Origin of the sequence: Pedobacter sp. GSP4 (assembly GCF_051857575.1) — a bacterium.
Lineage (GTDB): Bacteria > Bacteroidota > Bacteroidia > Sphingobacteriales > Sphingobacteriaceae > Pedobacter.
Genome location: NZ_JBPZIR010000004.1, coordinates 632294 through 658909 on the forward strand (window position 1 = coordinate 632294; position 26616 = coordinate 658909).

Sequence of the window (26616 nt, forward strand, 5' to 3'; positions counted from 1 at the left end):
AAAAATAGATTATTCAAAATTAAACTTCGTTAAATTATCTTTCAGGGTGTTATAATAATGTTAATTTAATATTATAAATTTTGTTTGTAAAAATCTGCGGAACTAATCATGGCTAAAACTGAATAATTGTTACTTTTATTGCTCAAGCTATCGGGGTTTAAATGAGCGAACAGGCATTAAGTAATCAAATTTCAGAAACAAATCCTTACGATTATATCTTACGTGATTTTAATCTGAAAGATCTTAGCCTCATCACCATTCTCAAGCATTTAAGCGGCCCTGTTGATACCGGTACTAAAGGTTTCTTTCAGCTTTTTCCCGAACAGATTGAGATCGATTTTGCGGCTTTTAGCCATTACACAGCCGATGGGCCTTTCCCGATTGTTCAGGTGCAGCAGAGCGAGCATTCCGTTAAGCTTTCTTGCCGTTGTACCACACCAAAAAATAAACTTTGCGAACACCAGGCGCAGGTTTTGTACAATATCCTACAGCGCAAAGCACTGCTTATTTTTTTTGATATTAATCTGCGCAGAGAAAATATTATTAAAATTGCCCGGGATTATGGCCTGGAAAAAGAAGAAAACCCCGATCTTTTATTTAACCTCCATTACGAAAATAACGAGGTAAGCATTAAACCGAAAATGGATTCGCTGCAGCCTTTTAGCAAAGAGGCCCAGCAAAACCTGGAAGAAATTTTATTGCCCAGCCCAAAATCCAAAATCAAAAGAACAGCTAAAAGCGCGCCCGACAAAATGATTGTGGTACTGGGCCAGCACCGCTATTACAATAACTTAACGGTCAGTTTATTCGAAGCCTCAGTAGCCAAAAACGGTAAGGTTAAAAATCCCTTAAAAGAGGTTAACCCAAAAGAACTGCTTTTTAGAACCGATAACAGCGATCTGTTAAAGTTTTTTAGTGGCATTGCCGCATTTCAGCAAAATTACGATCCGGGGCAGAGCGAGGAAGAGATAGAAGCTTTAAAAGCCATTGTTAAAAATCCACAGCAGTTTCCTTTTTACCTGCAGGATACCAAACAATCTTCCGCAATCCAAGCTGCCTCTATTACAGCTGTTGATGTTCACCTGCTGCATGTAGATTTGCGGCTCTCCGTTAACCAGCGCGATGAATATTATGAAATTACAGGCCGTTTGGTTATTGAGGGAAAATCGTACGAAATGGATAACCTCCAATTGGTGCATCAATATTTTGTAAAGCTCAAAAACCAGTTGTATTTAATCGGCAGGCTTGATTTTTTAAGGGTTATTGGTTTTTTTATGAAACAGAGTAACCGTTTAATCCTGCATAAAACAAAATATCCTGAGTTTCAAAAGGCAATTCTAATCCAACTGGAAGGTAGTATCCATGTAGATTATTCCTATTTAAAACCTGCAAGCAAAAGCCAGATTGAAGAAAAAGGTTTTGACCTGGAAAACGAACAGCTCATTTATCTGTCCGAATCTGAAGATTTTATCCTGATTACCCCGGTTATGCGTTATGGAAACCTGGAAATTCCGGTTTTATCCAAAAAACAGATACAGGCGCAGGATAAGCTGGGTAACCGGTTTACTTTGCAGCGCGATGAAAAGGCCGAGCTTCAGTTTATTTCGAATGTGATCAGATCGCACCCATACTTTTACGAGCAGATGGAAAACGATTTTCTATTCGAACAAAATAGCTACGATTCCTTTTACCTGCACCGCAAACGCTTTTTAGAAGAAGCCTGGTTTTTGGAGGCTTTCGAAACCTGGCGCAACAAAGGCATCCATATTTATGGTTTCAACCAGCTCAAAAACAATAAGCTCAGCGAGTATCAGGCTAAAATCAATATAGAGGTTTTAAGTGGAACCGATTGGTTCGAAACCAAGGTAAAGGTGAAATTTGGTAAGCAAGAGGTGGGTTTAAAGCTGCTGCATAAATCCATCAGGAACAAAAGTAAATTTGTAACCCTTGATGATGGCACCCAGGGTATTTTACCGCAGGAGTGGATAGAAAAATTTACTGCCTATTTTAATGCCGGAGAAGTAACCGACGAAGCCATACTTACGCCAAAGATTAAATTTGCTTCCATAAACGAACTTTACGAGGATGCACTCTTGGATGGCGATGTTAAAAATGAACTGAGACTTTACCGCCAAAAATTTGAAGGGAACGGCGCGATAGAAGAAGTTGAAATACCAAAAGGTTTAAAAACAAGCTTAAGGCATTACCAAAAAGACGGGTTAAACTGGCTCAACTTTTTGGATGATTTTAATTTTGGGGCCTGTTTGGCAGATGACATGGGTTTGGGCAAAACCATACAGATTATTGCCTTTATTTTATCGCAGCGCGAAAAGGTAAAGCACAATACCAATCTGGTTGTGGTGCCCGCATCCTTAATATTTAACTGGAAAGCCGAGGTAGATAAATTTGCCCCCTCGATAAAAGTGAAAACAATTTACGCCGGCGAGCGGACAAAAACAACCGAGAAGTTCGGTGATTATGAAATTATTTTAACTTCCTACGGAACTTTGCTTTCCGATATCCGCTTCTTAAAAGATTACCGTTTCAATTACATCTTTTTGGATGAATCGCAGCTGATCAAAAATCCCGAATCGCAGCGTTATAAAGCCGTTCGAATGCTGCAATCCAGAAATAAGGTAGCCATTACCGGTACCCCGGTTGAAAACAACACGTTCGACCTTTACGGACAGCTGTCTTTTGCCTGCCCCGGACTGTTTGGCAGTAAACAGCAGTTTGCTGATTTATATTCCACACCGATTGATCAGTTTAAGGATAGCAAAAGATCAGAAGAGCTTCAAAGAAAAATAAGGCCGTTTATACTCCGCCGTACCAAAGAACAGGTGGCCAAAGAACTGCCAGATAAAACTGAAATTGTGCTGTATTGCGAAATGGGCGAAGAACAGCGCGAAGTTTACGAAGCAAATAAAAAAGAAATCCAGGATTTTATTCTAGGTAAACAGGAAGACGAACTGCCCAAAAGTGCCATGCATGTATTAAAGAGCATTACTACGTTGAGGCAGATCTGTAATTCTGCTGCACTGCTTGCCGACGGCAAATCTTACCTGCAGGCTTCTTCAAAAATTGATGTTTTGATGGAGCAGATCGAAAGTAAAGCCGGTAACCACAAAATTCTGGTTTTCTCCCAGTTTGTAACCATGCTCGATCTGATTAAAAAGCAGCTGGAGAACCGGGGCATTAAGTACGAATATTTGACCGGTAAAACCCGAAAGCGGGAAGAAGTAGTTGGCTCTTTTCAGCAAAATGCAGATATTCCGGTTTTTCTGATCAGTTTAAAGGCCGGTGGGGTTGGTTTAAATTTAACCGAAGCCGATTATGTTTACCTGGTCGATCCATGGTGGAACCCTGCTGTAGAAAACCAGGCGATAGATAGGGCATACCGGATAGGGCAGCATAAAAACGTAATGGCCGTACGGTTGATCTGTCCCGGTACCATTGAAGAGAAGATTATGAAACTTCAGGCGGTTAAAAAAGACCTCGTTAAGAATTTGGTACAAACAGATGGCAACCTGTTTAAGAACCTAACCAAGAAAGAGCTATTAGGATTGTTGAGTTAATTATACTACCCGTCATTTCTTTAAAAAATCCCCATTGTACAATCATCGTCATACTGATCCGATAGCTATCGGATTTATTTCAGCATCTTTCTCGAAAATAGAGCCGACCATGTATATAAGCCCATTGTAGTTTAAATCTCTACTTCAAACACATAATCCAAATACTTCGGAACATTAATACTCTCTATAATTTTCCAGTTCTTTTTTCCGCAGCCATGGTTCGTGTCCCCACGAACCACATATATAAGTTCATCGTATTTAAATGCCTACTTCAAAATCATAAGCTAAATACTTCGGAACATTTATACTTTCTACAATTTTCCAGTTCTTTCCATAGCCATGGTTCGTGTCCCCACGAACCACATATATAAGCTCCTCCTATTTAAATCTCTACCTCAAAATCATAAGCTAAATACTTCGCAACATTTATGCTTTCTACAATTTTCCAGTTCTTTTTTTCAGCTATAAACTGAGGTTCAGCCAATCCAGCAGATTTTGCTGCGGCAACATAAAAATCCATTTTGGGAGGGTGGCTTGGGGCACAGGCATGATATATCCGGCCAAAGGCCTGTTTTTCTAATACCTTAAGGGCAACACCTACCGCATCCACCTGGTGTATTAAATTTACAGAAGCCAAGCCATTTGGAACATTGGTCTTTCCGGCGAAAAACCTTCCGGGGTTGCGTTCAGGGCCAATCAGTCCTGCAAACCTGATAACAGTAGCATTTTGGATTTCCTGATGTAAAATTTCTTCCGCTGCGGCTACTACTTTCCCCGAACCGGTATCGGGATTGGTTGGCGTTTCCTCATTAACAATTTCGTTTTCATCAGCATATACACTTGTTGAGCTAATGAGTACCACCTGTTTTGATTTATCTTTTGCGGCCTGTAGAATCGATTTTATCTTTTGTGGATAATCCTGAAGTTCTGTTGAATTCCTTTTGGGAGGGATGCAGATAAACAATGCATCAGCTTCAAAAAAAGCAGCATCTGCCGAAATAGCATCAGCGGTAAAATTAACCAGGTAGGAATCTATATTTTCTGCCCGGAGCGCTGTTAATTTCTCTGGAGTGGTTGTAGAGCCTTTAACTGTATAATTTAGACTGATTAATTTTTTGGCTAAAGCCAATCCAAACCAACCACAACCCAGTATCGAGATGTTTTTTGTTTCCATGATATGTATTTAGCGGTATTGGTAACCCAATAACAAATGAACCAATAACCAATGACCAATGAACCAATGATCAATTAACTACCTTACCCTTTCCCCAAATTATAACAGGCCCTGCACCTGGGTTCGTAACTTTCTTTTTCGCCCAATAAAACGGTAGCTTCATCTGCGGCTGTGCGGTAGCTGTACAAGGCGGGGTTGCCACAACAAACACAAACGGCATTTACTTTGGTAACGTGTTCGGCAATGGCCATTAAAGCAGGCATAGGACCAAAAGGTTTGCCCGTAAAATCCATATCCAAGCCTGCAACAATAACGCGTATACCTTTAAGGGCCAGTTTATTGCAAACATCGGGCAGCTCATCATCAAAAAACTGAGCTTCATCTATACCCACAACCTGGGTGTTGGTGCCAAGCAGTAAAATTGCCGATGCGCTATCAACAGGGGTAGAGTTGATCGAATTTAGATCGTGCGATACCACTGCAGTTTCGTGGTAACGGGTATCGTTACGGGGTTTAAAAATTTCGACATTTAATTTAGCAATCTGAGCTCTTTTTAACCTGCGGATCAGCTCTTCGGTTTTACCAGAAAACATAGAACCACATACTACTTCTATACTTCCCGAAAATTCGCCTCTTCTTCTAAAATTTTGTTCACTAAATAACATGCCCGATTTTTTATTCCCCTATGTTCGTTCTATAATTTTTAAACCGAACAAATATGAGAATTATGTGTTATTTTTGAACACATAGTTACCAACATAAATCGACCAAAAATTCGTTTTAATTTTATGATGAACCAGCAAGATATTTTCAAAAAGATAGGCAGCATTTTAACAGAATTAAATGAGCAATACCAGTTTCTGGCTAAAAACCCCCAGCAGTTTAACGATCTGGAGCTCGAGCTTTTTCTGGCAAACGCACACTTTCTTTCCGATCATGTGAACATCATTAAAAGATTAAATGATCTTGTTGAAGACAAGGCGCCAGAAGCAGGTAACCATGTGCTTTTGGAAGAACAGAATACCATTATTTTGCCAGAAGTAACCAAAAATTACGTGGAGGATGATGATTGTTTCGACCCACAGGAGCTGGAAGAGGTGGCTACAGCAGAAGAGGAGGAAGAACGCGTAGATGTTAAGCCCGAACAAGAGGTTTTGGATGATGAGGCCATTGAAGAAGAAAAGGCCGAATCGTTATTGAACAAAGACTTTTTTAAGCCTGATCAGGATGACCACAGTTTTGAATTTGTACTGGGTAACCATGATGGAAATGACCAGTTCGATTACGAAGCAAATCCGGTAGCTATCGGATCAGTTGATGAAATTTTCGACCGCCCTTTAAGCAAAGAAGAAGCAGAGATTTTAGCACAAAAGAAAAAAATACACGAAAAGGAGAGCGCATTACCTATACAGGATGAAGCGCTACAGGCAGAAGATGATGAAATTGGTCCTGAACCATTCTTGATTTCGAAAGAAGAAGAGGAAGCCCAGCAACCAGTTAAGGAAGAGCCTGTTGCTGTTGTAACACCAGTTGAGCCGATCCCAGCTCCAACTCAGCCAATTGAAGCACTTAAAGATGTAAAATTTGATGAGCCTATTATCTCGCCACCAGTTGAGCAAGAACGCCCTTTGTTTAGGCCCGAAGCCGTTCCGGTAAAACCAACGCCGCAACCATCGGTTACTAAGCCGGCACCAAGTTTAAATGATTTATTGGCCAAAACTAATGGTAAACTCGAAGAAGCGGTTAAAGCGCCCATTGCCGATTTAAAACAGGGCATTAGTTTAAATGAAAAATTACTGTTTATCAAAGATCTCTTTAACGGTTATAACCTGGCCTATTCCGAAGCTATTGATATTGTAAACAAGATGAACAGCTTTGAGGCAGCAGATGCTTTTCTACAGAACAATTATGCCGCCAAGAATAACTGGGCGAACAAACAGGCCACAGTTGATCAGTTTTATGAACTGTTGAACAGGAGATTTAGCAAGTAAGGGCGTAGCGATAGGCGGATAGCGCAAAGCGTTGACGTTACAATCTGTCTGTAGTGTTCTGAAGGTTTCAAATCAAGCGTCATTCTCGCGCATGCGGGAATCTTCATGTAGTCATTACGATTTCCAGAATCCTTCATGCGACATCGTCTTCGTTTGTAACGAGGATGTACGAGGCTGGCATTTGTAATGCCCAGTTTAATAGCGTTACATTGTCTTATGTCAAATGCTACGACTACTGACTAAAGACTAAATAAAACCCATTCTATTCGAATCCAGTTTCAAAAAGATAAAAAGGAGAATGGTAAAGCTCCATAACGATGAGCCTCCATAGCTGATCAAAGGCAGTGGAATCCCGATAACCGGGATAATACCGATCGTCATACCGATATTGATAAATACGTGGAAAAAAAGAATGCAGGCCACACTATAACCATACACCCTCGAAAAGGTAGATCTTTGCCGCTCTGCCAGGTTAATCAATCTGAGTAATAAGAATATGTAAAGGCCAATTACCACCGAGCAGCCTAAAAATCCCCATTCTTCGCCAATGGTAGAGAAAATAAAATCAGTACTCTGCTCGGGTACATAGCCATATTTGGTTTGTGTACCCTGCAAAAAGCCACGCCCAGTTGCCTGACCGGAGCCAATGGCAATCTGCGATTGAATTACATTATAACCAGCGCCTTTATTATCGGTTTTTAAACCCAGCATCAATTCAATACGGCTGCGTTGGTGTGGCGCCAGAACTTTTTCGTAGGCAATTTTAACCACAAATAAATAGGCAATGGCTACAAGGGTAACCAAAACTGTAGAAATAATAATTTTCTGTTTTCTTCTGTTGTTATAAATAAACAGGCCTCCAATTGTGGTCAGAATCAAGATCAGTACATAGGTTGGCACTAAGAAATCGGCTACAAACAGTACAATCATGCCCAAAAAAATCAATAGGAAATAGCCCGATAAACCTTCACGGTATAAAGGGAACATAAAAGCCAGGAAAACAAGTGCAGAACCCGTATCGGGCTGTAGCATAATCAGTAACAGGGGTGCCAGTACAATTAAACCCGCTATTACAATCGATTTAATATCCCTAAACTTAGGGTTGAAGGTGCTTACGTACCTGGCCAAAAGCAATGCCGTACCAAATTTGGCAAACTCTGATGGCTGCAGCCTAAAAGAACCAATTGGGATCCAGGCCTGGTTACCACCAACGTTTCGCCCTACAAATAATACAATTACCAGCAATAAGAGTGTTATGCCGTAAATAAATGGGGCAAATACGTTAAATAGCCGTCCATCAAATAACAGGATGGAAAGACCGAGTACTAAACCTGTCACAATATAGATCAGCTGTTTGCCGTAAAGGGCGCCGAAATCGAATGCAGCCGATTTTTCTGGTGGTACCGATGCAAAGATATTGGTAAAACCAACTGCGCATAAAGCGATATAGATTAGCACGGTGATCCAATCTACATTAAAAAAGAAGCGGTTTCCCTGTTGTTGCTGCATTATCTTTTACCGGTAATTGGGTTTTGCTTTTCTATTCGTTTTACTGATTGCTGTCTTTTTGTACTCGCGGCCTTTATCCTTAAGCTATCGCTAACTTTTTTAACAGAGTCGGCTTTTTTAAGGTTTAAGCTATCTGTTTTGCTCAGCTTTATTTTCTTCGATTTATCGATTAATAAAGGCAACAGATTTTGGTTTTTCATCCACTCAACCTGTGCGGCCCTTGCACCCGAAACATTTCCTTTAATATATTTTTCTACCATGTAACTGGCAATAGGAGCGGCATAGGTACTTCCATAACCGGCGTTTTCTACAATCACAGCAATTGCAATTTTCGGATTATCGCGCGGGGCAAAACCGATAAAAACCGAGTGGTTTTTTCCATGTGGATTTTGCACCGTTCCGGTTTTGCCACACATTAAAATATCAGGAATACGCGAGAGTGTTGCCGTTCCCCAACCGCTGTTTACGCAATCTTGCATGCCATCAATAACGGGTTGGAAATACTTGGCATCAATACCTACATAATTTTTATTTACGTACTCCTTTTTAATTTTATCGCCCATTGCCCTAATCAGATGGGGCTTAATGTAATAACCTCTGTTGGCAATAATGGCCATGGCATTGGCAATCTGCAGAGGCGTTGCAGTTATTTCTCCCTGGCCAATGGCCTGAGAAATAACAGTAGTATACCCCCATCGTTTACCATAAATTTTATCGTAATGATCGGAGTTATAAAAATACCCTTTTTTTTCAAAAGGTAAATCGATGCCAAGTGTTTGCCCGAAACCAAATTTGGCAATTTTATCACGCCAGTCCTGATAAGTCTCGCGTTGATTTTTCATGCCGTTTTTAGTAATCAGTTTTTGAAATACATGACAAAAATAGGTGTTACACGACCTAGCAATTCCGCGGCGCATACTGATATTGCCATCAACGTGTTCGCACTTTACCTTATGGTTTCCGGCCATATAGTAGCCAGGGCAATTAAAGGTTGTATTTTCGTCTATTACGCCTTCTTGCAAACCAAGTAGCGCATCAATAGGTTTAAATGAAGAACCTGGAGGGTATTTACCTTGAATAGGGCGTACAATTGAGGGTTTATAGGGATTACTGATGATGCTCATGTAATTATTTCCCTGACTTCTGCCAACCAGTAAATTTGGGTCGTAACCCGGGCTGCTCACAAAGGCAAGCACTTCGCCTGTTGAAGGCTCAATGGCCACTATGGCACCAACCTTATTGGCCATAAGCTGTTCGCCCAGTTTCTGTATCCTGATATCGATACCCGAAATCAGGCGTTCGCCAGAAACCGCATTGATATCGTACTTTCCATCGGCATAACTTCCCTGAGGTGTATTGTGCACATCATAAATGGTATTTACAACACCTTTTTCGCCCCTTAAAACCTCTTCGTACGATCTTTCCAGTCCGCTTTTGCCTTTATAATCACTTGGTTTATAAAAGCCTTCCGATTTGGCAATATCGGCACTATCTACCTCTTTTACATAGCCAAAAAGCTGCCCGCCAACACTATCTGGATAATGTCTTATGGTGCGGTCTTGTGTAGAAAAGCCTGGAAAACGGTACATAATTTCCTGTAAACGCGCATAACTTTGAACCGAAATCTGTTTTACAAAAGGAGTGGCCTGGTAATTGGATTTTGCCTTTGCCTTGCGCATAAATTTACGGGCATCTGCCACCGAAATTTCGAGTGCAGAAGCAAGTGCAACCGTATCAAATTCTTTTACCTCGTTCGGAATTACCATCAGATCGTAAACAGGTTCGTTCTGCACAATAACCTTCATGTTTCGGTCTAATATGGCACCACGTGCAGGGTATTTGTATTTTTTCTTTAATACATTACTTTCTGCAGAAATAAACGCCTTATCACTAATAATCTGGATGTAGAACAATTTGGCCAATAAAATCAGCGCAATTGCAATAAACAACCCTTGAACGATATATTTCCTGTTAAATAATTGATCCATTAGCGTGGCGTTCTTCTATAGAATATAAACTCTACCAATAAAATAATAAGCAGTGTAAAGATACAGCTTAGGCCGCATCTCATTAGGGTATAGCCAATTTCGGTTAACCTAAATGTTTCTAGAAAGAACAGCACCAAATGGTGTGCAGCAACGCAAAGAAAAGCATAAAGAGAAAACCATTGGAAACCCATATAACTTAACGATGGTTCTGGGTCGTCAATTGCGTCGCGGTTTAAACTTATAGAAATAAACGATATCCTAACAAAGGCGAGCACCACACATGCGGTAGCATGCACGCCCATGGTATCGTAAAAAGCATCGAGTGTTAGGCCAGTTCCAAAAGCCAAAAGGTACAACAGGATATTGGGCATGCCAAAAGGCAGCAGCAACAAAAACAGTACGTAGATAAATGGAGTAGAAAGGTCGTAGAAGCCCATGTTCTTGAGCAGGAATATCTGCACAAAAAGCAGTAAAAACCACCTGATCACATTAACAATTATGATTCTACTATTCATTCGGCTTAACGATGCTTTCTAAAGCTTTCTGCTCTTCAGCTTTTTTATCTTTAACCACATATACATATTGCAATGTGCTAAAATCTGTAAATAAATTCAACTCTCCTGATAAGAAATTATCATTGGTGGCCACATTGGGCTTTGTAATCCGGCCTACCAAAATACCTGCCGGGAATGAACCAAAACCCGAAGTAACAACAGTATCGCCCACGTTCATTTTAATGTGGTTGGGAACTTCCTTCACAAAAGCTTTTCTGATGTCGAAATTTCCATCTCCCCAAACCAAAGATCCTAAAGCGTTATTCTTTTTTAAGGTAACACTAATCCTGGTGTCTTTATGCAATAGCGATTGGATAGTAGCCAGATGCGCAGAAACATCACGTATAAAGCCTACCACTCCCTTTTGAGGGGCGATAACAGCCATTCCGCTTTTTATGCCGTCAACAGTACCTTTATTAATCGTCATTACGTTATTGCGTAAGGTAATGGAGTTTTTAACCACTTTGGCTGCCAGATAGGAATATTGCTGATTGGTAACCGTATCAATTACCTTCACCTCTTTGGCCGTATCAATGGTGGTTAATCCAAGCAGTTGGGTTTTTAACTTCGCATTTTCTGCCGCGAGGCTATCGTTTACCATGCCCAAATTCAGGTATCTTTTAAAAACATTAAGCCTTTCGTAGGCCGTACCTACAACTTCATTGGTAGAGTTTAAGGTTACGCTGCGCTGGTAGGCGTTGTTTTTCACCGTTAGGTAAATACCAACCGTAAAAAAGATGATAAATAAAAAAAATGCGTTGTATCTGCTGATGAAAATCCAAAGGTTACGCATTTGAGTTTGGAGTTAAAAGTTTGGAGTTTAAAGTTAAAAGTTTGGTATATGAGTGGAAACTCCAGACTCACAACCCCAAACTCCAAACTAAATGTTATTGCATTAAGAATTTATAGCCACCAATATTTTTTAGCGCAATACCGGTTCCACGAACTACCGCACGAAGTGGATCTTCAGCAACGTGAACAGGTAATTTGGTTTTAGCTGCAACGCGCTTATCTAAACCTCTTAGCAAGGCGCCACCACCGGTTAAATAAATACCGGTTTGGTAAATATCTGCCGAAAGTTCTGGAGGAGTGATCTCTAAAGCCTTTAAAATCGCTTCTTCAATTTTAGAGATCGATTTATCCAAGCAGTGTGCAATTTCAGTATAAGAAACTGTAATCTGTTTCGGTACACCGGTCATTAAATCACGGCCCTGAACAGCAAAATCAGCAGGCGCATCCTGTAATTCAGGTAAAGCTGCACCCACTTCAATTTTAATTTTTTCAGCTGTACGGTCACCGATCATGATGTTATGCTGACGGCGGATGTAGTTTACAATATCAGAGTCGAAGTTATCTCCGGCAACACGGATAGATTGATCGCAAACAATACCCGATAAAGCGATAACGGCAATTTCGGTAGTACCACCACCGATATCGATAATCATATTACCCATCGGTTCTTCCACATCAATACCAATACCCACAGCAGCAGCCATTGGTTCGTGTATCAGGTATACTTCTTTTGCACCTGCAATTTCGGCAGAGTCGCGTACGGCACGTTTTTCTACCTCGGTAATACCCGATGGAATACAGATTACCATACGTAAAGAAGGGAACATCCAGCCTTTACCGCCGTTTAACATGCGGATCATGCCTTTAATCATGGCTTCAGCAGCGTTGAAATCGGCAATTACACCATCTTTTAATGGGCGGACAGTTTTAATATTATCGTGGGTTTTACCCTCCATCTGCATGGCCTGGCGGCCAATGGCAATAACTTTGTTTGTAGTACGATCAAAAGCTACGATAGATGGTTCATCTACAACTACTTTGTCGTTATGTATAATAAGGGTATTCGCAGTGCCCAAATCAATGGCAACTTCTTGCGTAAACCAGTTAAATAATCCCATGTATAAGGTATGTTTTCTTTATTTTATCAAATCTATACTATTCCTAATGTAAAAATAGTCTTTTTATTGTTTTAAGTTTTATTTTCTTTCTTTATTAAATTGTTTTTAAGGCAATTAAAATGACGAGAAAATAAAAACCCGTAATTCTTGGCTTAAAGCAGTCCCGCTATCCGTTCTATTCGATGAAAAATCGGATCCACTGGTATCGGGTTTATTACACATGGGTTCGGTTTTTCAAATTTCCTCCCCCTGCCCCCTCCAAAGGGGGAAACCCCTCAAAGTTTCAAGTCTGGTTTTGTAACGCTGTAGGCAGCTAAAACCTTCCGCCTTTAAGCCTTAAACCTTCCACTTTGCTATCAGCGTATAGGTTAGGAGGCAGCTAAAACCTTCCGCCTTTAAGCCCTCAACCTTCCACCTCTCTATGAGCGTATAGGTTAGTAGGCAGCTAAAACCTTCCGCCTTTAAGCCCTCAACCTTCCACCTTAACTAGTGTTTAAAGTGTCTTACGCCGGTAGTTACCATTGCAATACCTTTTTCGTTGGCTTTAGCTACAGAATCTGCGTCTTTGATCGATCCACCTGGTTGTAAAACTGCAGTAATGCCTGCATCAGCAGCAATTTCTACACAGTCAGGGAAAGGGAAGAAGGCATCAGAAGCCATTGCAGCACCTTTAACACTGAAACCGAAAGAAGCCGCTTTTTCAATAGCCTGTCTTAAAGCATCAACACGCGAGGTCTGGCCTACACCACTTGCAATTAAAACATCATCCTTAACCAGAACAATCGTGTTCGATTTGGTGTGTTTTACAATTTTGTTGGCGAAGTATAAATCTTTTAACTCTTGTGCAGTTGGTGCTTTTTCGGTAACAGCTGTCATTTGCTCAGGACCTTCGATAATTAAATCCTTATCCTGCTCGATTACACCGTTCAATAAAGTTTTAAACTGTTTTTTGCTCAGTTCTACTTCATTGCGCTGTAAAATAACGCGGTTTTTCTTTTTGCTGAACAGCTCAATAGCCTCTGGCTGGTAAGAAGGTGCAATTAACACTTCGAAAAATAGGTTGTTAATTTCTTCTGCTGTTGCTAAATCAACCTCAACATTGGTAATTAAAACACCACCAAAAGCCGAAACCGGATCGCATGCCAGAGCATCAATCCAAGCTTGTTTAACCGTTGCACGCGAAGCAATACCACAAGCATTGGTGTGTTTCAAAATGGCAAAAGTTGGCTCCTCAAATTCATCAATCAGCGCAACTGCTGCATCCACATCAACCAGGTTGTTATAAGAAAGTTCTTTGCCGTTCAGTTTGGTAAACATCGCATCTAAATTGCCGTAAAATACAGCACCTTGATGTGGGTTTTCGCCATAACGCAAAGTTTTAGCTTCGGTTACGCTCTGTTTAAATACATCAAGCGGTTCTTCTTGATTGAAGTAATTGAAAATAGCTGTATCGTAGTGAGAAGAAGTATGGAAAGCTTTTTTAGCAAATGCTTTGCGCTGTGCTAAAGTGGTTTCACCATTTTGTTCCTCTAATTGTGCCTGTAAGGTAGGGTAGTCGTTTTTAGATGCAATGATAACTACATCGTTAAAGTTTTTTGCCGCTGCGCGGATAAGTGAAATACCACCGATATCGATTTTTTCGATAATTTCTTCAGGTGTGCCACCTGCTTTTACGGTTTCTTCAAAAGGATATAAATCAACAATTACCAGGTCGATTTCTGGAATTTCGTATTCTGCAATCTGCTCTTGGTCGCCAGCTAATGCCCTACGGTTTAAAATGCCGCCAAAAACTTTCGGGTGCAGGGTTTTTACACGTCCGCCTAAGATAGATGGATAACCTGTTAAATCCTCAACCGCTGTAACCGGAAGATTTAAATCTTTGATAAATTGTTCTGTTCCGCCGGTAGAGAATAACTGAACTCCCTGTGCGGCTAACAATTTTACCAATGGTTCTAAACCATCTTTATAATATACTGAAATTAAAGCGTTTTTAATCTTAATTGGCTGACTCATTTTACTGTAAATTTTGAGCCGCAAAGGTAGTAAAACAGGATTGTTTTTTAATGAGAATTACCCATCAATATTAAATTTTATTCTACTATATATAATAAGCTGTTTTTTTGAATTGAAATCAGGGATATAAAGCTGGTTTAAAATAGCTATGCCATATATTTAATTGCGCTATTTACTGATTTTTTTTACAATGGTTTCTACAATCCGGGGGTAGTGCTGGTGCTCCAGTTGCTGGCCTTTAAATTTAACCATTTCCAGGTTGTCGTTTTTATCGATTTTATACCTGGCCTGGTAAATGTACTCGCCCTCATCGTAATTTTCGTTAACGTAATGGATGGTTATTCCGCCCTCTGCTTCGCCGGCAGCGATTACAGCATTATGCACATGGTCGCCATACATGCCCTTGCCCCCAAACTTAGGCAAAATAGCCGGGTGGATGTTCACAATTCTGCCAGGGTAGGCGTGTATCAGGTTTTTGGGGATCAGCCATAAGAAACCGGCCAGCACCACAAAATCTATCTCCAGGTTTTTTAAAAGATCTATTACCTCATCGGTGTGGTAAAACTCATTCCTGTCAAAAATATGGGTGGGGATTTCAAAATTATCAGCCCTCTGTAACACATAGGCATCGGCATTATTGGTTAATACCAAAGAAATTTCTATATCGTTGCTCCGTTTGAAATGCTCCATCAGTTTTTGGGCATTAGAGCCAGAACCTGAAGCAAAGATGGCTATTCGTTTTTTCACTCAAAAATCGTTTTGCCCAAAAATAGTATTTTTAAGCCTGTTTTCTCAATCGAAGTTAAATTTTATTCTTACTCCTTAAAGTATTATTAATGAATAATTTTGCCTTACATTTGTGCTTTGCAAAACGGGTTAAAATTTAATGAATAAAAAAATTAAAAGTCTTTTGTAATTTAAAAACATTAATCCTATATTTGCAACCCGAATTATAGGAAACGATTAAGAAAAATAAAAGGCTAAATAGAAATGGCAAATCATAAATCTTCATTAAAAAGAATTAGAGCAAACGCAACAAAACGTTTACGTAACAGATATCAGGCAAAAACTACACGTACCTTTATTAAAAGATTACGTGCTGCAGAAGATAAAAAATCTGCATCTGATTTATTGCCTAAAGTAATCTCTATGTTAGATCGTTTAGCTAAAAAGAACATTATCCACAAAAACAAAGCGGCTAACAATAAATCAAAATTAACGAAATTCGTTAACGGTTTAAAATAAGCTAATTTTTACGATATTAGGGACGGTATTGAAGCAATTCGATACCGTTTTTTTATGCCCTAAATTTTCGAAGATGAAACGCTCCTTTCTAATCTCATTATTTTCTTTATTCACGATAGTGGCCGTTGCGCAAAAGCCTTACACCGTAAGTGGCTTTTTTAAATCGAAGTATCAAGGCAAAGTTTATTTGCGCCATGGGATAGAAGTGGATTCTGTTTATTCAAAGGATGGCAGATTTGTTTTTAAAGGTAAGGTTGGCCTTCCCGAAAATAGTTTTATTAATATAGAGAGTAAATTGCAGCAGGGCCTTACGCCTTTTTATATTGAAGGAGGAAATATTTATCTTGAAATAGATACGCTAACTACAGCTGTGTTTACAAGCCGGGGAGAGCGAAAAAGTCTGCAGGTCAATGCAAAACCAGATAAACAGAGTAAAACCGATCAGTTGATAGATTCTGTGTCGAAGATGATAACTGCAAGCATTAAAGACGTTCAGGATGCTGAGTTGAAAAATATAGCAATTCGAAAAATAGTTTTGAATTTTTTATACTCAGAACCCAATACTATAGCCTCAACAGTTATTTTGGAAAGGAATATAAGAATCTTTAATCCTGAAAAATTAAGAGAAATTTATCAGCAATTAAGTCCTGAAATAAAACAATCCCAGTCAGGGCTGAGTATTCTTGGCGCTACGATTACCAAAATGCCCATAACCATAGGTGAAAAGATTGCTGATTTTGCCCAAAAAGACGTAAATGGTAAATTGATTTCGATCCAATCGTTACGCGGTAAATATGTTATGGTAGATTTTTGGGCATCGTGGTGTATTCCCTGTAGGCAGGAAAATCCCATTGTTGTGAAAGCATATCAGCAATATCGGGATAAAGGATTTGAAGTTTTTGGAGTATCGCTGGATGATAAAAAAGAGCGGTGGTTAAAAGCAATAAAAGATGATAAATTGCCCTGGTTACAGGTTTCAGATTTAAATGGATGGAATAACGAGGTGGCAAAAATGTTTAATATCCGGTCTATTCCCGATAATATTTTAATTGATAGGGAGGGCAAAGTTTTGGCCCGTGGTTTAAGGGGAGATGATTTAAATAAAAAACTTCAGGAAATTTTTTCAAAAGCGGCAGAGAAATAATTTAAAGCTTAATTTCTTCAAATATTTTACGATATTAGTGGAAGGCATCCCAACCAAAAGTGGGGATGCCTTTTTTTTTGCCAAAAAAATGGAAAACTTTAAACACAAACTACGGATAAAATTATGGGCAGAAGAAGACCGCCCAAGAGAAAAGCTTTTGCTGCATGGCCGGCGGCATTTAACCGATGCCGAACTGATTGCAATTTTAATAGGTTCGGGCAATAAAAGTGAAACAGCTGTCGACCTCAGCAAAAGGATTTTGGCCTTTTACGGAAATAATTTAATGAAACTGGGCAGTGCTTCCATTCAGGATCTGGCTAAATTTAAGGGGATAGGCGAAGCCAAGGCCCTAACGGTTATTGCAGCCTTGGAGCTGGGCCTGAGGCGTAAAGAAACTGTAGAAGAAGTAATTACCCAGATTACCACCTCAAATGATGTGTATAAATACCTGAACCAAACCTTTGCCAACCTGCATTACGAAGAATTCTGGATTTTGTTGTTAAACCGGTCTAACCATATCATTGGCAAATTTCTGATCAGTAGGGGCGGGCAGGCCGGAACAGTGGCCGATCCGAAGATTATCTTTAAAATTGCGCTGGAGAACAATGCCGCAAATATTGTGCTTGCACACAACCATCCTTCCGGGAATTTAAGGCCCAGTGATAGCGACGATAAACTCACGCAGGACCTTGTTGCATCAGGTAATTTATTGGGCCTTTATGTGGTTGATCATCTCATTTTTGCAAATAACCGGTATTACAGCTATAAGGATGAAGATTTAATTTGAAAAATATTGAATGCTTTAAATAGAATTAACGGTAAATTGTTATCATCGCGGCTAAATTTATAAAGACTTGGTACGGCAAAAATCCGTAAAATTGCATTACTTATGAAAAAACTAATCATCCCTATTGTTTTGATGTTTGCCTTTTCTGCGTTTGCCCAGAAAAAAGGTGTTCCTGTTAATATTATTACCTATAATATCAGGCTAAATGTTGCCTCTGATGGGGTGAATGCCTGGCCCAACCGTAAAGAAAATGTAAAGGCATTGGTTAAATTCCATGATGCAGATATTCTATGTGTACAAGAAGCCTTGCCCGAACAATTTGATGCCTTACTGGAAGGATCGGACTTTGATGTGGTTGGTGTAGGGCGCGATGATGGTAAAAGAAAAGGAGAGTTTTCGGCTGTTTACTTTGATAAAAATAGGTTCACGAAAAAAGACGGTGGTACTTTTTGGCTGTCGGAAACGCCTGATGTACCATCAAAAGGTTGGGACGCAGCGCTTAACCGCGTGTGCAGCTGGGTGAGACTGTATGATAAGCAGAATAAAAAGGAATTTCTGGTTTTTAATACCCATTACGATCACATTGGTGTTAAAGCCAGAATTGAATCGGCTAAATTGTTGAAACAAAAAATACAACAAATTGCCCCAACTTTACCTGTTGTTTTTACTGGCGATTTAAACGTGACACCAGAAACTGAAGCAATAGCAACAATAAAATCTTTCCTTACCGATGCGAAAGAAGTTTCTGCAGAGCCGCCTTATGGTCCGGTGGGTACCTTTAACGGTTTCCATTTCGACAGTGATTTAAAAGACCGGATTGATTACATTTTTGTAAACAAAGGTTTTAAAGTGCAGAAATTTGCAGTTTTAACCGATAGCAAAGATAAAAGATACTATTCCGACCACCTTCCGGTATTTTGCAGGCTTTGGTTTTAGTACATGCAGCTAAAAACGCCATCGCCCTTTCCTTTTCAGTTCGAACTTTTTGGTAACCAGTACCATTACCACTATATTTTCGAAACACTCGCCTTTATTATCGGTGTAAGGGTGTATTATTACCTTAAAAAAGATATTGCAGATCCAATTTCTGACGATGGCAGGTTATGGATTATGTTGGGGGCCATGCTGGGCGCTTTGATCGGATCGCGGGTGGTGGCCGTATTGGAAACACCAGAAATCATTGGTCACCTAACTTTCTCTTTCCTGTATCAGAGTAAAACCATTGTTGGTGGCCTGTTGGGAGGTTTGTTCGGGGTTGAGTTGATGAAGAAAATAATAGGTGTGCATATTGCCTCGGGCGATATTTACGTTCTTCCCATTTTAGTTGCCCTGATCATTGGCCGTATAGGCTGCTTTTCTATGGGGATTGATGAGCCAACCTATGGCATTCCTACCCATCTTTTTACAGGTATGGATCTGGGCGATGGCATACCTAGGCATCCGATTATGCTTTATGAAATACTTTACCTCATATTTTTGATTTTTGTTTTCAATGGCCTAAAGCATAAAGAGCTGATCAATGGCGATCGCTTCAAGCTGTTTATGGTATTATATTTCCTGTTCCGCTTTTTAATCGAGTTCATTAAGCCCTATCAAGCTTTATTTTTGAACTTAAGCAGTATTCATTGGTCTGCATTGTTTATTTTTATTTATTATTATACATTCATCATCCGGATTTCGAAGCGGGTTTTACATAAACAGTAAATATTATGGCCAATACCAGAGATTATATATACTACGATTATACGAAAAGCCTTTGTCCGGAATGCTTACAGCTTTGCGATGCTAAAATTGTATTTCAGGATGCCAAGGTATTTATGCTGAAAAACTGCAGGACCCACGGCGATAGTAAAATAATGATTGCTGATGATGTGGAATATTACAAGCAGATCAGGCATTATAACAAGCAGTCGGAAATGCCACTTAAGTTCAATACAAAAGTGCATTACGGCTGCCCGTACGATTGTGGCCTATGCACCGATCACGAACAGCACTCGTGCTTAACCGTTATTGAAGTTACCGACCGTTGCAACCTCGCTTGTCCTACCTGTTATGCCATGTCGTCGCCAAACTATGGGAGGCATCGCACCTTGGCAGAGATAGAACGGATGATGGATGTTGTGGTGGCAAACGAGGGCGAGCCCGATGTGGTTCAGCTTTCAGGCGGCGAACCAACGGTACATCCCGATTTTTTCAAGATATTGGATCTTGCCAAAACAAAGCCCATTAAACATTTAATGGTAAATACCAATGGGATAAGGATTGCAAAAGATATCGGCTTTGTAGAGAAACTGGCAAGCTATATGCCCGATTTTGAAATCTATTTGCAGTTTGATAGTTTTAGTCCCGAGGTATTAACCAAGCTAAGAGGAGAAGATCTTACCGAAGTAAGAAGAAAGGCTATTGATCATCTTAACCAGTTTAATGTATCTACCACTTTGGTAGTTACCTTGCAGAACGGTTTAAACGATCATGAAATTGGCGATATTTTGGATTACGCACTAAAGCAGAAATGTGTGCGTGGGGTTACTTTCCAGCCTACACAGGTGGCTGGTAGAAATGATGATTACAACGATCAGCAGGGAAGGATTACGCTAACCGAAGTGCGCAGGAAAATTTATGAGCAATATCCCATTTTTACACCACAGGATTTAATCCCTGTACCCTGCAATCCCGATGCACTGTGTATGGCCTATGCGCTAAAAATCGGAGATGAGGTGATCCCCATGACCCATCTCATCAATCCGGAAGATTTACTGAACAATTCTAAAAATACCATTGTGTTCGAACACGATGAAAAACTGAAAGAACACATGCTCAACCTGTTCAGTACAGGGGTTTCGGTAGATTGCGCCGAAGATACCTTTGGCGAACTGATGTGCTGCCTGCCGAGGGTAAAATCGGATAATTTAAGTTATGATAATCTATTCCGGATCATCATCATGAATTTCATGGATCCGCTTGATTTTGATGTGCGTGCAGTAAAAAAATCCTGTGTACACATTGTAAGCGATAAATACAAAATGGTTCCTTTTGAAACGATGAATATTTTTTATCGTGACAATAAAATAGATCAGATCAGGGAAAAATTAAATATGAACTAATATGGGAGGTTTATTCATCTTATTGGTTATTTACTGCCTTGCCGTAGTTGTGCTTTTTATTGTGGGGATTATTCAGGTTATTGTTAAATCATCAAGGAACGAGCCTGTAAAACCTGGGCTTAAATTGATTATTATTTCGGTAATTATGGTGGTAATCGGTTTTGGGGCCTGTGCGGTGCTGTTGGTCAATGGTTAATGATAGTTTAAGTTTATGGAAATTTTTATTCTATATTGGATAGCTGCCGCGCTGCTGTTTGCGATTGGTATCATTCAGGTCATCGTAAAAGCAGCAAGAAACCAGCCGGTTAAACCCGGGCTCAAATTGGTTATCGCATCCGTTATCATGGTGGTAATCGGCGCAGGCGCATGCGCGGTAATTCTTTCCAATCTGAATATTGGACATTAGTCATTTTTATTGTGTCAAGATTACGCGTTTGGCTTTCTCCTTTGGCCTTTAAATAATATCTTTGCGTTTTATAATTCTTTAAATGGTTTTGTTGCTTTTGAAGTCTCAAATCTCATATCTAGAATCTCAAATCTCAATAAATGAAAATATCATATAACTGGTTAAAACAATTCGTACAAATTGATAAAACCCCTCAAGAGCTTTCTTTAATCTTAACCAATATTGGTTTGGAAGTAGAGAGTGTAGATAAAGTGCAGCCTGTTGTTGGCGGTTTGGAAGGTTTGGTTATTGGCGAAGTATTAACCTGTGTTCAGCACCCAAATGCCGACCGTTTACGGATTACCACCGTTAATGTTGGCGGCAGCGAAAACCTTCAGATTGTTTGTGGGGCACCCAATGTTGGTGCAGGGCAAAAAGTTGTCGTAGCCACGGTTGGTACAACGGTTTATCCATTAGAGGGCGAACCTTTTAAAATTAAAGAATCGAAAATAAGGGGCGAACTTTCGCAGGGGATGATCTGCGCTGAAGATGAAATTGGCTTGGGCAAATCGCACGATGGAATTATGATCCTTGCCGCAGATACCGAAGTGGGTATCCGTGCAAAAGACCATTTTAAAATGGACGATGATTTCGTGTTCGAAATTGGCTTAACACCCAACCGTGCCGATGCGGCTTCGCATTTGGGCGTGGCAAGGGATTTGGCTGCTTATTTCAGAAGCGAATACGAAATGCCGGATCTTTCTGCTTTCAAAACCGACAACGAAAACCTGGTGATACCGGTAGAGGTTGAAGATTTAGCGGCCTGCCCACGTTATAGCAGTGTTACCATTTCTGGCGTAACCGTAACCGAATCTCCTGAGTGGTTAAAAGATAAATTAAAAGTGATCGGTTTACGTCCGATCAATAATGTGGTAGATATCACAAACTATGTGCTCCATGGTTTTGGTCAGCCATTACATGCTTTCGATGCCGATAAAATTGCCGGCGGAAAAGTACTTGTTAAAAAAGTGGCAGAAGGAACGCCATTTGTTACCCTTGACGACGTAGAACGCAAATTAAGTGCAGATGATTTGATGATCTGCAATGCCGAGGTGCCAATGTGTATTGCCGGGGTTTTCGGTGGCAAATCTTCAGGTGTTGATAGCGCAACCAAAAACATCTTTTTGGAAAGTGCTTATTTTAATTCAGTTTCGGTGCGTAAAACAGCCAAAAGACATGGCTTAAAAACAGATGCCTCTTTCCGTTTCGAACGTGGTACCGATCCTGAAATTACAGTTACTGCTTTAAAATATGCGGCTTTATTAATTAAAGAACTGGCAGGTGGCGAAATTTCTTCGTCAGTTTCTGATATTTATCCAAACCACATCAGGCCATTTGAGTTTGAAGTGAGTTATGCCAATATCAATAAGCTGATCGGTGCTAACATTCCGGCTGCAGAAATTAAACACATTATTACGGCATTGGGTATTGCTGCTACCAGTACATCCGATGATACCCTGGCTTTAAGAGTGCCATCGTTTAAGGTAGATGTAACCCGCGAGTGCGATATTACCGAAGAGGTACTCCGCATTTATGGATATAATAACATTGAAATCCCTTCAAAGGTAAATGCATCTTTATCGTACAGCATTAAGCCCGAGAAAGAAAATACGCACAATGTAATTGCCGATATGCTTACGGCCAATGGTTACGCAGAGATTATGTGCAATTCGTTAACCAAATCAGCCTATTCGAAAAACCTAGATGAGGCTGTGTTTATTTTGAATCCGCTGAGCAGCGATTTAAATGTAATGCGCCAAAATTTATTGATGCCTGCTTTAGAAAGTGTGGCCTATAACCAGAACCGTAAAAATGCAGATGTTAAGTTTTACGAATTCGGTAAAACCTATCATTTAATTAACGAGAAATACGTAGAACGCCCAAGGCTGTTATTGTTGATTTCGGGTGCTAAGCAGAGCGAACAGTGGAACCAGAATGCTAAATCTGTTGGTTTTTATAACCTAAAATCGGCAGTTGATGCCATTATCAACCGATTGGGTATTTCAGGTTACCAAACCGATACCCTGAACGACGAGAATTTCGCTTACGGGATTAAATATTTCCGTGGAGATAAAACCCTGGTAAGTTTCGGTGCAGTTTCGAAAGCCGACCGTAAAGTTGCCGATGTGAACGCCGAAGTTTTTTACGCTGATTTTGACTGGGCCACTTTGTTGGATATTGTAAGGAAAAACAAAATCGTAAACAGAGAGGTTTCGAAATATCCTCAGGTACGCCGCGATCTTTCATTGCTGATCGATCAGGCCGTTACTTTCGATACTTTAAAGGGAATTGCATTCAAAACCGATAAAAAGCTGATCAAAGAAGTAGGCGTATTTGATGTGTACGTTGGGGATAAATTGCCAGAAGGGAAAAAATCTTATGCCCTGAATTTCATTTTGCAGGATGAGGAACAAACCTTAACCGATAAGCAGATTGAAAATACGATGCAGAAACTGATTGCAAATTTAACGGCACAAGCTGGCGCAGAAATTAGGAAATAAAATATAAATTCGTATTTTTAGAAATAAATTCATGACTTCTGTTGCAGATCAATTAGATAAAGTATTACAAAAAACAGCCCGGTTAATCGAGTTATGTAATGCGCTACAGGAAGAAAATGATTTATTAAAGCTTGAAAATCAATCGTTAAAAGTTGCGTTCGATACGGCGAAAGGCAAAAATGTAGAACTTGAAGAAAAATTAAGGGTTACAAAATTGGCCAAAAGTATAGAGGGAACAAGCGAAAAGTCGCTTGATATTAAGCAAAAAATTAACGATTTTGTGCGGGAGATTGATAAAAGTATTGCATTGTTAAAAAAATAATGGTGCAAAAAAATCAGAAACTAAGCTAAACAAATGGGAGAAATCTCGATTAAAATAACCATTTCCGACCGTATTTATCCATTAAAGGTAAATATGGAAGAGGAAGAAATTGTGAGACGGGCGGCAAAAATGATCAATGAGCGCATAAAAGATTATCAGGATAATTATGCGGTTAGAGATAAGCAGGATCTTCTTTCTATGGCTGTACTGCATTATGCAACAGCTGTATTGAGAACGGAAAACAAAGTACAAAACCAGGATACTGCCGTTGCCGATAAAGTTGAAGAATTGGATGTTTTACTCAACGGTTTCTTTTCAAAATAAGGTTCGTTCTTTAAACATTTCGTCATACTGAACTTGTTTCAGCATCTTTAAAAAGAGATCCTGAAATAACTCCGATAGCTATCGGCACAGGATGACGCAACGTTATATACATTAGCATAAAAACATAGCCGCGGCTAGTTTTTGAGTTTCAAATTTTATAAAACTTAACACTTCAATATCTATAGGGTTAAGAGGGCGTATTTCATTTGCTATGGCACCTGAAAATGGCTTAAACCCTAATTATGCTTAGTTGAGGTTTAAAATGTATGAGACTTTAAAAATTAGTTGCGGTTTTTTTTTACATAAAAAACAAGATGGAAATAGTTGAAATATTAGGATATGTATTTGCCGTTATAGCAGGTTTGGCTATCGGAGTAGTAGTGGGAAGATTCCTGCTGCGTAATTTACTGAAGCAGCAGGAAGTTGCTGCACAGAACAAGGTGAAAAAGATTTTAAAGGATGCAGAAAACAATGCAGAGATTTTAAAAAAGAACAAACTTTTAGAAGCAAAAGAGAAGTTTTTGCAACTTAAAGCTGAGCATGAGCAAGAAGTAAATGCAAAGAACAACACCATTAACCAGCGCGAAAACACCATTAAGCAGAAAGAGCAATCGGTGAACCAGCGCATGGAGAATTTTAATAAAAAAGAACAAGAGCTTGATAAACAAAAAATCAATCTCGAAAAACAGACCGAACTGGCCGTTAAAAAACAGGATGAAGTTGAGGTTTTAAAAAATCAGCACCTTAAACAGCTCGAAACCATTGCAGGCCTTTCGGCAGAAGAAGCCAAAGAACAATTGGTAGAAAACCTAAAACAGGAAGCCCGTACACAGGCCATGATGCAGGTTAAAGATATTGTTGATGAAGCGAAACTAACAGCAAGTAAGGAAGCGAAAAAGGTGGTAATCCAAACCATTCAGCGTACCGCCACCGAAGCAGCAATTGAAAATTCGGTATCTATTTTCCACATCGAAAGTGATGAAATTAAAGGCCGCGTTATTGGTAGGGAAGGTAGAAATATCCGTGCTTTAGAAGCCGCTACCGGAATTGAGATTATTGTTGATGATACCCCTGAAGCCATTATCCTTTCTGGCTTCGATCCGGTAAGAAGAGAAATAGCCCGTTTAGCCTTACACCGTTTGGTAACCGATGGCCGTATCCACCCGGCTCGTATTGAAGAAATTGTAGCCAAAACAAAAAAACAGATTGAAGATGAGATTGTAGAGATTGGCGAACGTACGGTAATCGATTTGGGTATCCATGGTCTGCACCCTGAATTGATCAGAATGGTTGGACGTATGCGTTACCGTTCTTCTTACGGTCAGAATTTGTTGCACCACTCGCGTGAGGTAGCTAATTTCTGTGCTACGATGGCTGCAGAACTGGGCTTAAACGCTAAGATGGCCAAACGCGCAGGTTTACTGCACGATATTGGTAAAGTGCCTGATGATAACCCAGAATTACCGCACGCAATTTTGGGTATGCAACTGGCCGAAAAATATAAAGAGCATCCAGAAATCTGTAATGCAATTGGTGCCCACCACGATGAAATTGAAATGACTTCAATGATTTCTCCGATTATCCAGGCCTGCGATGCCATTTCTGGCGCGCGCCCCGGTGCACGTAGAGAAGTGGTAGAAAGTTACATCAAACGTTTAAAAGATTTAGAAGAATTAGCTTTGTCTTACCCTGGTGTAGAAAAAACTTTCGCCATACAGGCAGGTAGAGAGTTGCGTGTAATTGTAGAAAGTGAAAGAATTACCGATGCACAGGCAGAATTGCTGGCAGCAGATATTTCTACACGTATCCAAACCGAAATGACTTACCCTGGTCAGATTAAAGTTACCGTAATCAGAGAAACGCGTTCTGTAGCGTTTGCTAAATAAATAGTCATACGTCTCCCTGATCCGATAGCTATCGGATTTATTTTAGGGTCTTCTGGGCAGATTGGACGCTGAAATGAATTCAGCATGACGGGCTAATGGCACCCGGTTCGTTTCCTCACGAATCGAAACAGGCGAAACAATATT

23 protein-coding genes are annotated in these 26616 nt (G+C 39.9%); 14 read left to right on the forward strand and 9 right to left on the reverse strand.

Annotated elements, in window-relative coordinates:
* Positions 1 to 161: 161 nt before the first annotated feature.
* Positions 162 to 3575, forward strand: a complete 3414-nt coding sequence (locus ACS5PU_RS13605; protein WP_439459717.1) for a DEAD/DEAH box helicase — start codon at positions 162 to 164, stop codon at positions 3573 to 3575.
* A gap of 382 nt (positions 3576 to 3957) precedes the next feature.
* Here ACS5PU_RS13605 and ACS5PU_RS13610 read toward each other — a convergent pair whose 3' ends face one another.
* Together ACS5PU_RS13610 and ACS5PU_RS13615 are read right to left on the reverse strand one after the other, a co-directional pair.
* Positions 3958 to 4749, reverse strand: coding sequence for an SDR family oxidoreductase (locus ACS5PU_RS13610; protein ID WP_439459718.1), 792 nt, complete (start codon positions 4747 to 4749; stop codon positions 3958 to 3960).
* A gap of 83 nt (positions 4750 to 4832) precedes the next feature.
* Positions 4833 to 5414 (reverse strand): thymidine kinase, encoded by a 582-nt coding sequence (locus ACS5PU_RS13615; RefSeq protein WP_439459719.1) that lies wholly within the window; start codon positions 5412 to 5414, stop codon positions 4833 to 4835.
* A 123-nt stretch (positions 5415 to 5537) separates the two neighbouring features.
* On the opposite strand from ACS5PU_RS13615, the gene ACS5PU_RS13620 reads away from it, so the two are divergent.
* The gene (locus ACS5PU_RS13620) at positions 5538 to 6740 is read left to right on the forward strand and encodes a hypothetical protein (protein ID WP_439459720.1); all 1203 of its coding nucleotides are present in this window, start codon (positions 5538 to 5540) and stop codon (positions 6738 to 6740) included.
* Positions 6741 to 6986: 246 nt separating this feature from the next.
* Here the strand turns inward: ACS5PU_RS13620 and rodA are convergent, their stop codons facing one another.
* From rodA to purN, 7 genes are all read right to left on the reverse strand, one after another.
* Entirely contained in the window at positions 6987 to 8249 is a 1263-nt protein-coding gene (gene rodA, locus ACS5PU_RS13625) for a rod shape-determining protein RodA (protein ID WP_439459721.1), read from the reverse strand.
* Positions 8249 to 10237: a penicillin-binding protein 2 gene (gene mrdA / locus ACS5PU_RS13630; RefSeq protein WP_439459722.1), complete on the reverse strand. Its 1989-nt coding sequence runs from the start codon at positions 10235 to 10237 to the stop codon at positions 8249 to 8251. The genes rodA and mrdA overlap by 1 nt, the downstream gene beginning before the upstream one ends.
* The gene (locus tag ACS5PU_RS13635) at positions 10237 to 10752 is read right to left on the reverse strand and encodes a rod shape-determining protein MreD (RefSeq protein WP_439459723.1); all 516 of its coding nucleotides are present in this window, start codon (positions 10750 to 10752) and stop codon (positions 10237 to 10239) included. Before ACS5PU_RS13635 ends, mrdA begins: the two co-directional genes overlap by 1 nt.
* Positions 10745 to 11584 carry a rod shape-determining protein MreC gene (mreC, locus tag ACS5PU_RS13640; protein ID WP_439459724.1) on the reverse strand — a complete coding sequence of 280 codons (840 nt, stop codon included), beginning with the start codon at positions 11582 to 11584 and terminating at the stop codon, positions 10745 to 10747. The genes ACS5PU_RS13635 and mreC overlap by 8 nt, the downstream gene beginning before the upstream one ends.
* A gap of 94 nt (positions 11585 to 11678) precedes the next feature.
* Positions 11679 to 12701: a rod shape-determining protein gene (locus tag ACS5PU_RS13645; RefSeq protein WP_010601761.1), complete on the reverse strand. Its 1023-nt coding sequence runs from the start codon at positions 12699 to 12701 to the stop codon at positions 11679 to 11681.
* Positions 12702 to 13187: 486 nt separating this feature from the next.
* Positions 13188 to 14714, reverse strand: coding sequence for a bifunctional phosphoribosylaminoimidazolecarboxamide formyltransferase/IMP cyclohydrolase (gene purH / locus ACS5PU_RS13650; RefSeq protein WP_439459725.1), 1527 nt, complete (start codon positions 14712 to 14714; stop codon positions 13188 to 13190).
* 168 nt (positions 14715 to 14882) lie between these two features.
* Positions 14883 to 15461, reverse strand: a complete 579-nt coding sequence (purN, locus tag ACS5PU_RS13655) for a phosphoribosylglycinamide formyltransferase (RefSeq protein ID WP_439459726.1) — start codon at positions 15459 to 15461, stop codon at positions 14883 to 14885.
* Between the two features lie 243 nt (positions 15462 to 15704).
* On the opposite strand from purN, the gene rpsT reads away from it, so the two are divergent.
* The 12 genes from rpsT to rny all read left to right on the forward strand — a co-directional run bounded on the left by rpsT (position 15705) and on the right by rny (position 26472).
* On the forward strand, positions 15705 to 15959 hold the full coding sequence (gene rpsT, locus ACS5PU_RS13660) for a 30S ribosomal protein S20 (RefSeq protein ID WP_029277289.1): 255 nt from the start codon (positions 15705 to 15707) through the stop codon (positions 15957 to 15959).
* Between the two features lie 73 nt (positions 15960 to 16032).
* Positions 16033 to 17103, forward strand: a complete 1071-nt coding sequence (locus tag ACS5PU_RS13665) for a thioredoxin-like domain-containing protein (protein WP_439459727.1) — start codon at positions 16033 to 16035, stop codon at positions 17101 to 17103.
* An 88-nt stretch (positions 17104 to 17191) separates the two neighbouring features.
* Positions 17192 to 17890, forward strand: a complete 699-nt coding sequence (gene radC, locus ACS5PU_RS13670; RefSeq protein ID WP_439459728.1) for a RadC family protein — start codon at positions 17192 to 17194, stop codon at positions 17888 to 17890.
* A gap of 102 nt (positions 17891 to 17992) precedes the next feature.
* On the forward strand, positions 17993 to 18826 hold the full coding sequence (locus tag ACS5PU_RS13675) for an endonuclease/exonuclease/phosphatase family protein (protein ID WP_439459729.1): 834 nt from the start codon (positions 17993 to 17995) through the stop codon (positions 18824 to 18826).
* Positions 18827 to 18829: 3 nt separating this feature from the next.
* Complete coding sequence (locus ACS5PU_RS13680) at positions 18830 to 19594, forward strand: prolipoprotein diacylglyceryl transferase (RefSeq protein ID WP_439459730.1); 765 nt, start codon at positions 18830 to 18832, stop codon at positions 19592 to 19594.
* A 5-nt stretch (positions 19595 to 19599) separates the two neighbouring features.
* A complete protein-coding gene (locus tag ACS5PU_RS13685) occupies positions 19600 to 20994 on the forward strand; it encodes a radical SAM protein (protein ID WP_439459731.1) in 1395 nt (464 codons plus the stop codon).
* Position 20995: 1 nt separating this feature from the next.
* Positions 20996 to 21190, forward strand: a complete 195-nt coding sequence (locus tag ACS5PU_RS13690) for a hypothetical protein (RefSeq protein ID WP_439459732.1) — start codon at positions 20996 to 20998, stop codon at positions 21188 to 21190.
* A 15-nt stretch (positions 21191 to 21205) separates the two neighbouring features.
* Complete coding sequence (locus ACS5PU_RS13695) at positions 21206 to 21400, forward strand: hypothetical protein (protein ID WP_439459733.1); 195 nt, start codon at positions 21206 to 21208, stop codon at positions 21398 to 21400.
* Between the two features lie 140 nt (positions 21401 to 21540).
* On the forward strand, positions 21541 to 23940 hold the full coding sequence (gene pheT / locus ACS5PU_RS13700) for a phenylalanine--tRNA ligase subunit beta (protein WP_439459734.1): 2400 nt from the start codon (positions 21541 to 21543) through the stop codon (positions 23938 to 23940).
* Positions 23941 to 23971: 31 nt separating this feature from the next.
* The gene (locus ACS5PU_RS13705; RefSeq protein WP_439459735.1) at positions 23972 to 24262 is read left to right on the forward strand and encodes a hypothetical protein; all 291 of its coding nucleotides are present in this window, start codon (positions 23972 to 23974) and stop codon (positions 24260 to 24262) included.
* Between the two features lie 33 nt (positions 24263 to 24295).
* Positions 24296 to 24586, forward strand: coding sequence for a cell division protein ZapA (locus ACS5PU_RS13710; protein WP_439459736.1), 291 nt, complete (start codon positions 24296 to 24298; stop codon positions 24584 to 24586).
* A gap of 314 nt (positions 24587 to 24900) precedes the next feature.
* Positions 24901 to 26472: a ribonuclease Y gene (gene rny / locus ACS5PU_RS13715; protein ID WP_439459737.1), complete on the forward strand. Its 1572-nt coding sequence runs from the start codon at positions 24901 to 24903 to the stop codon at positions 26470 to 26472.
* Positions 26473 to 26616 lie beyond the last annotated feature (144 nt).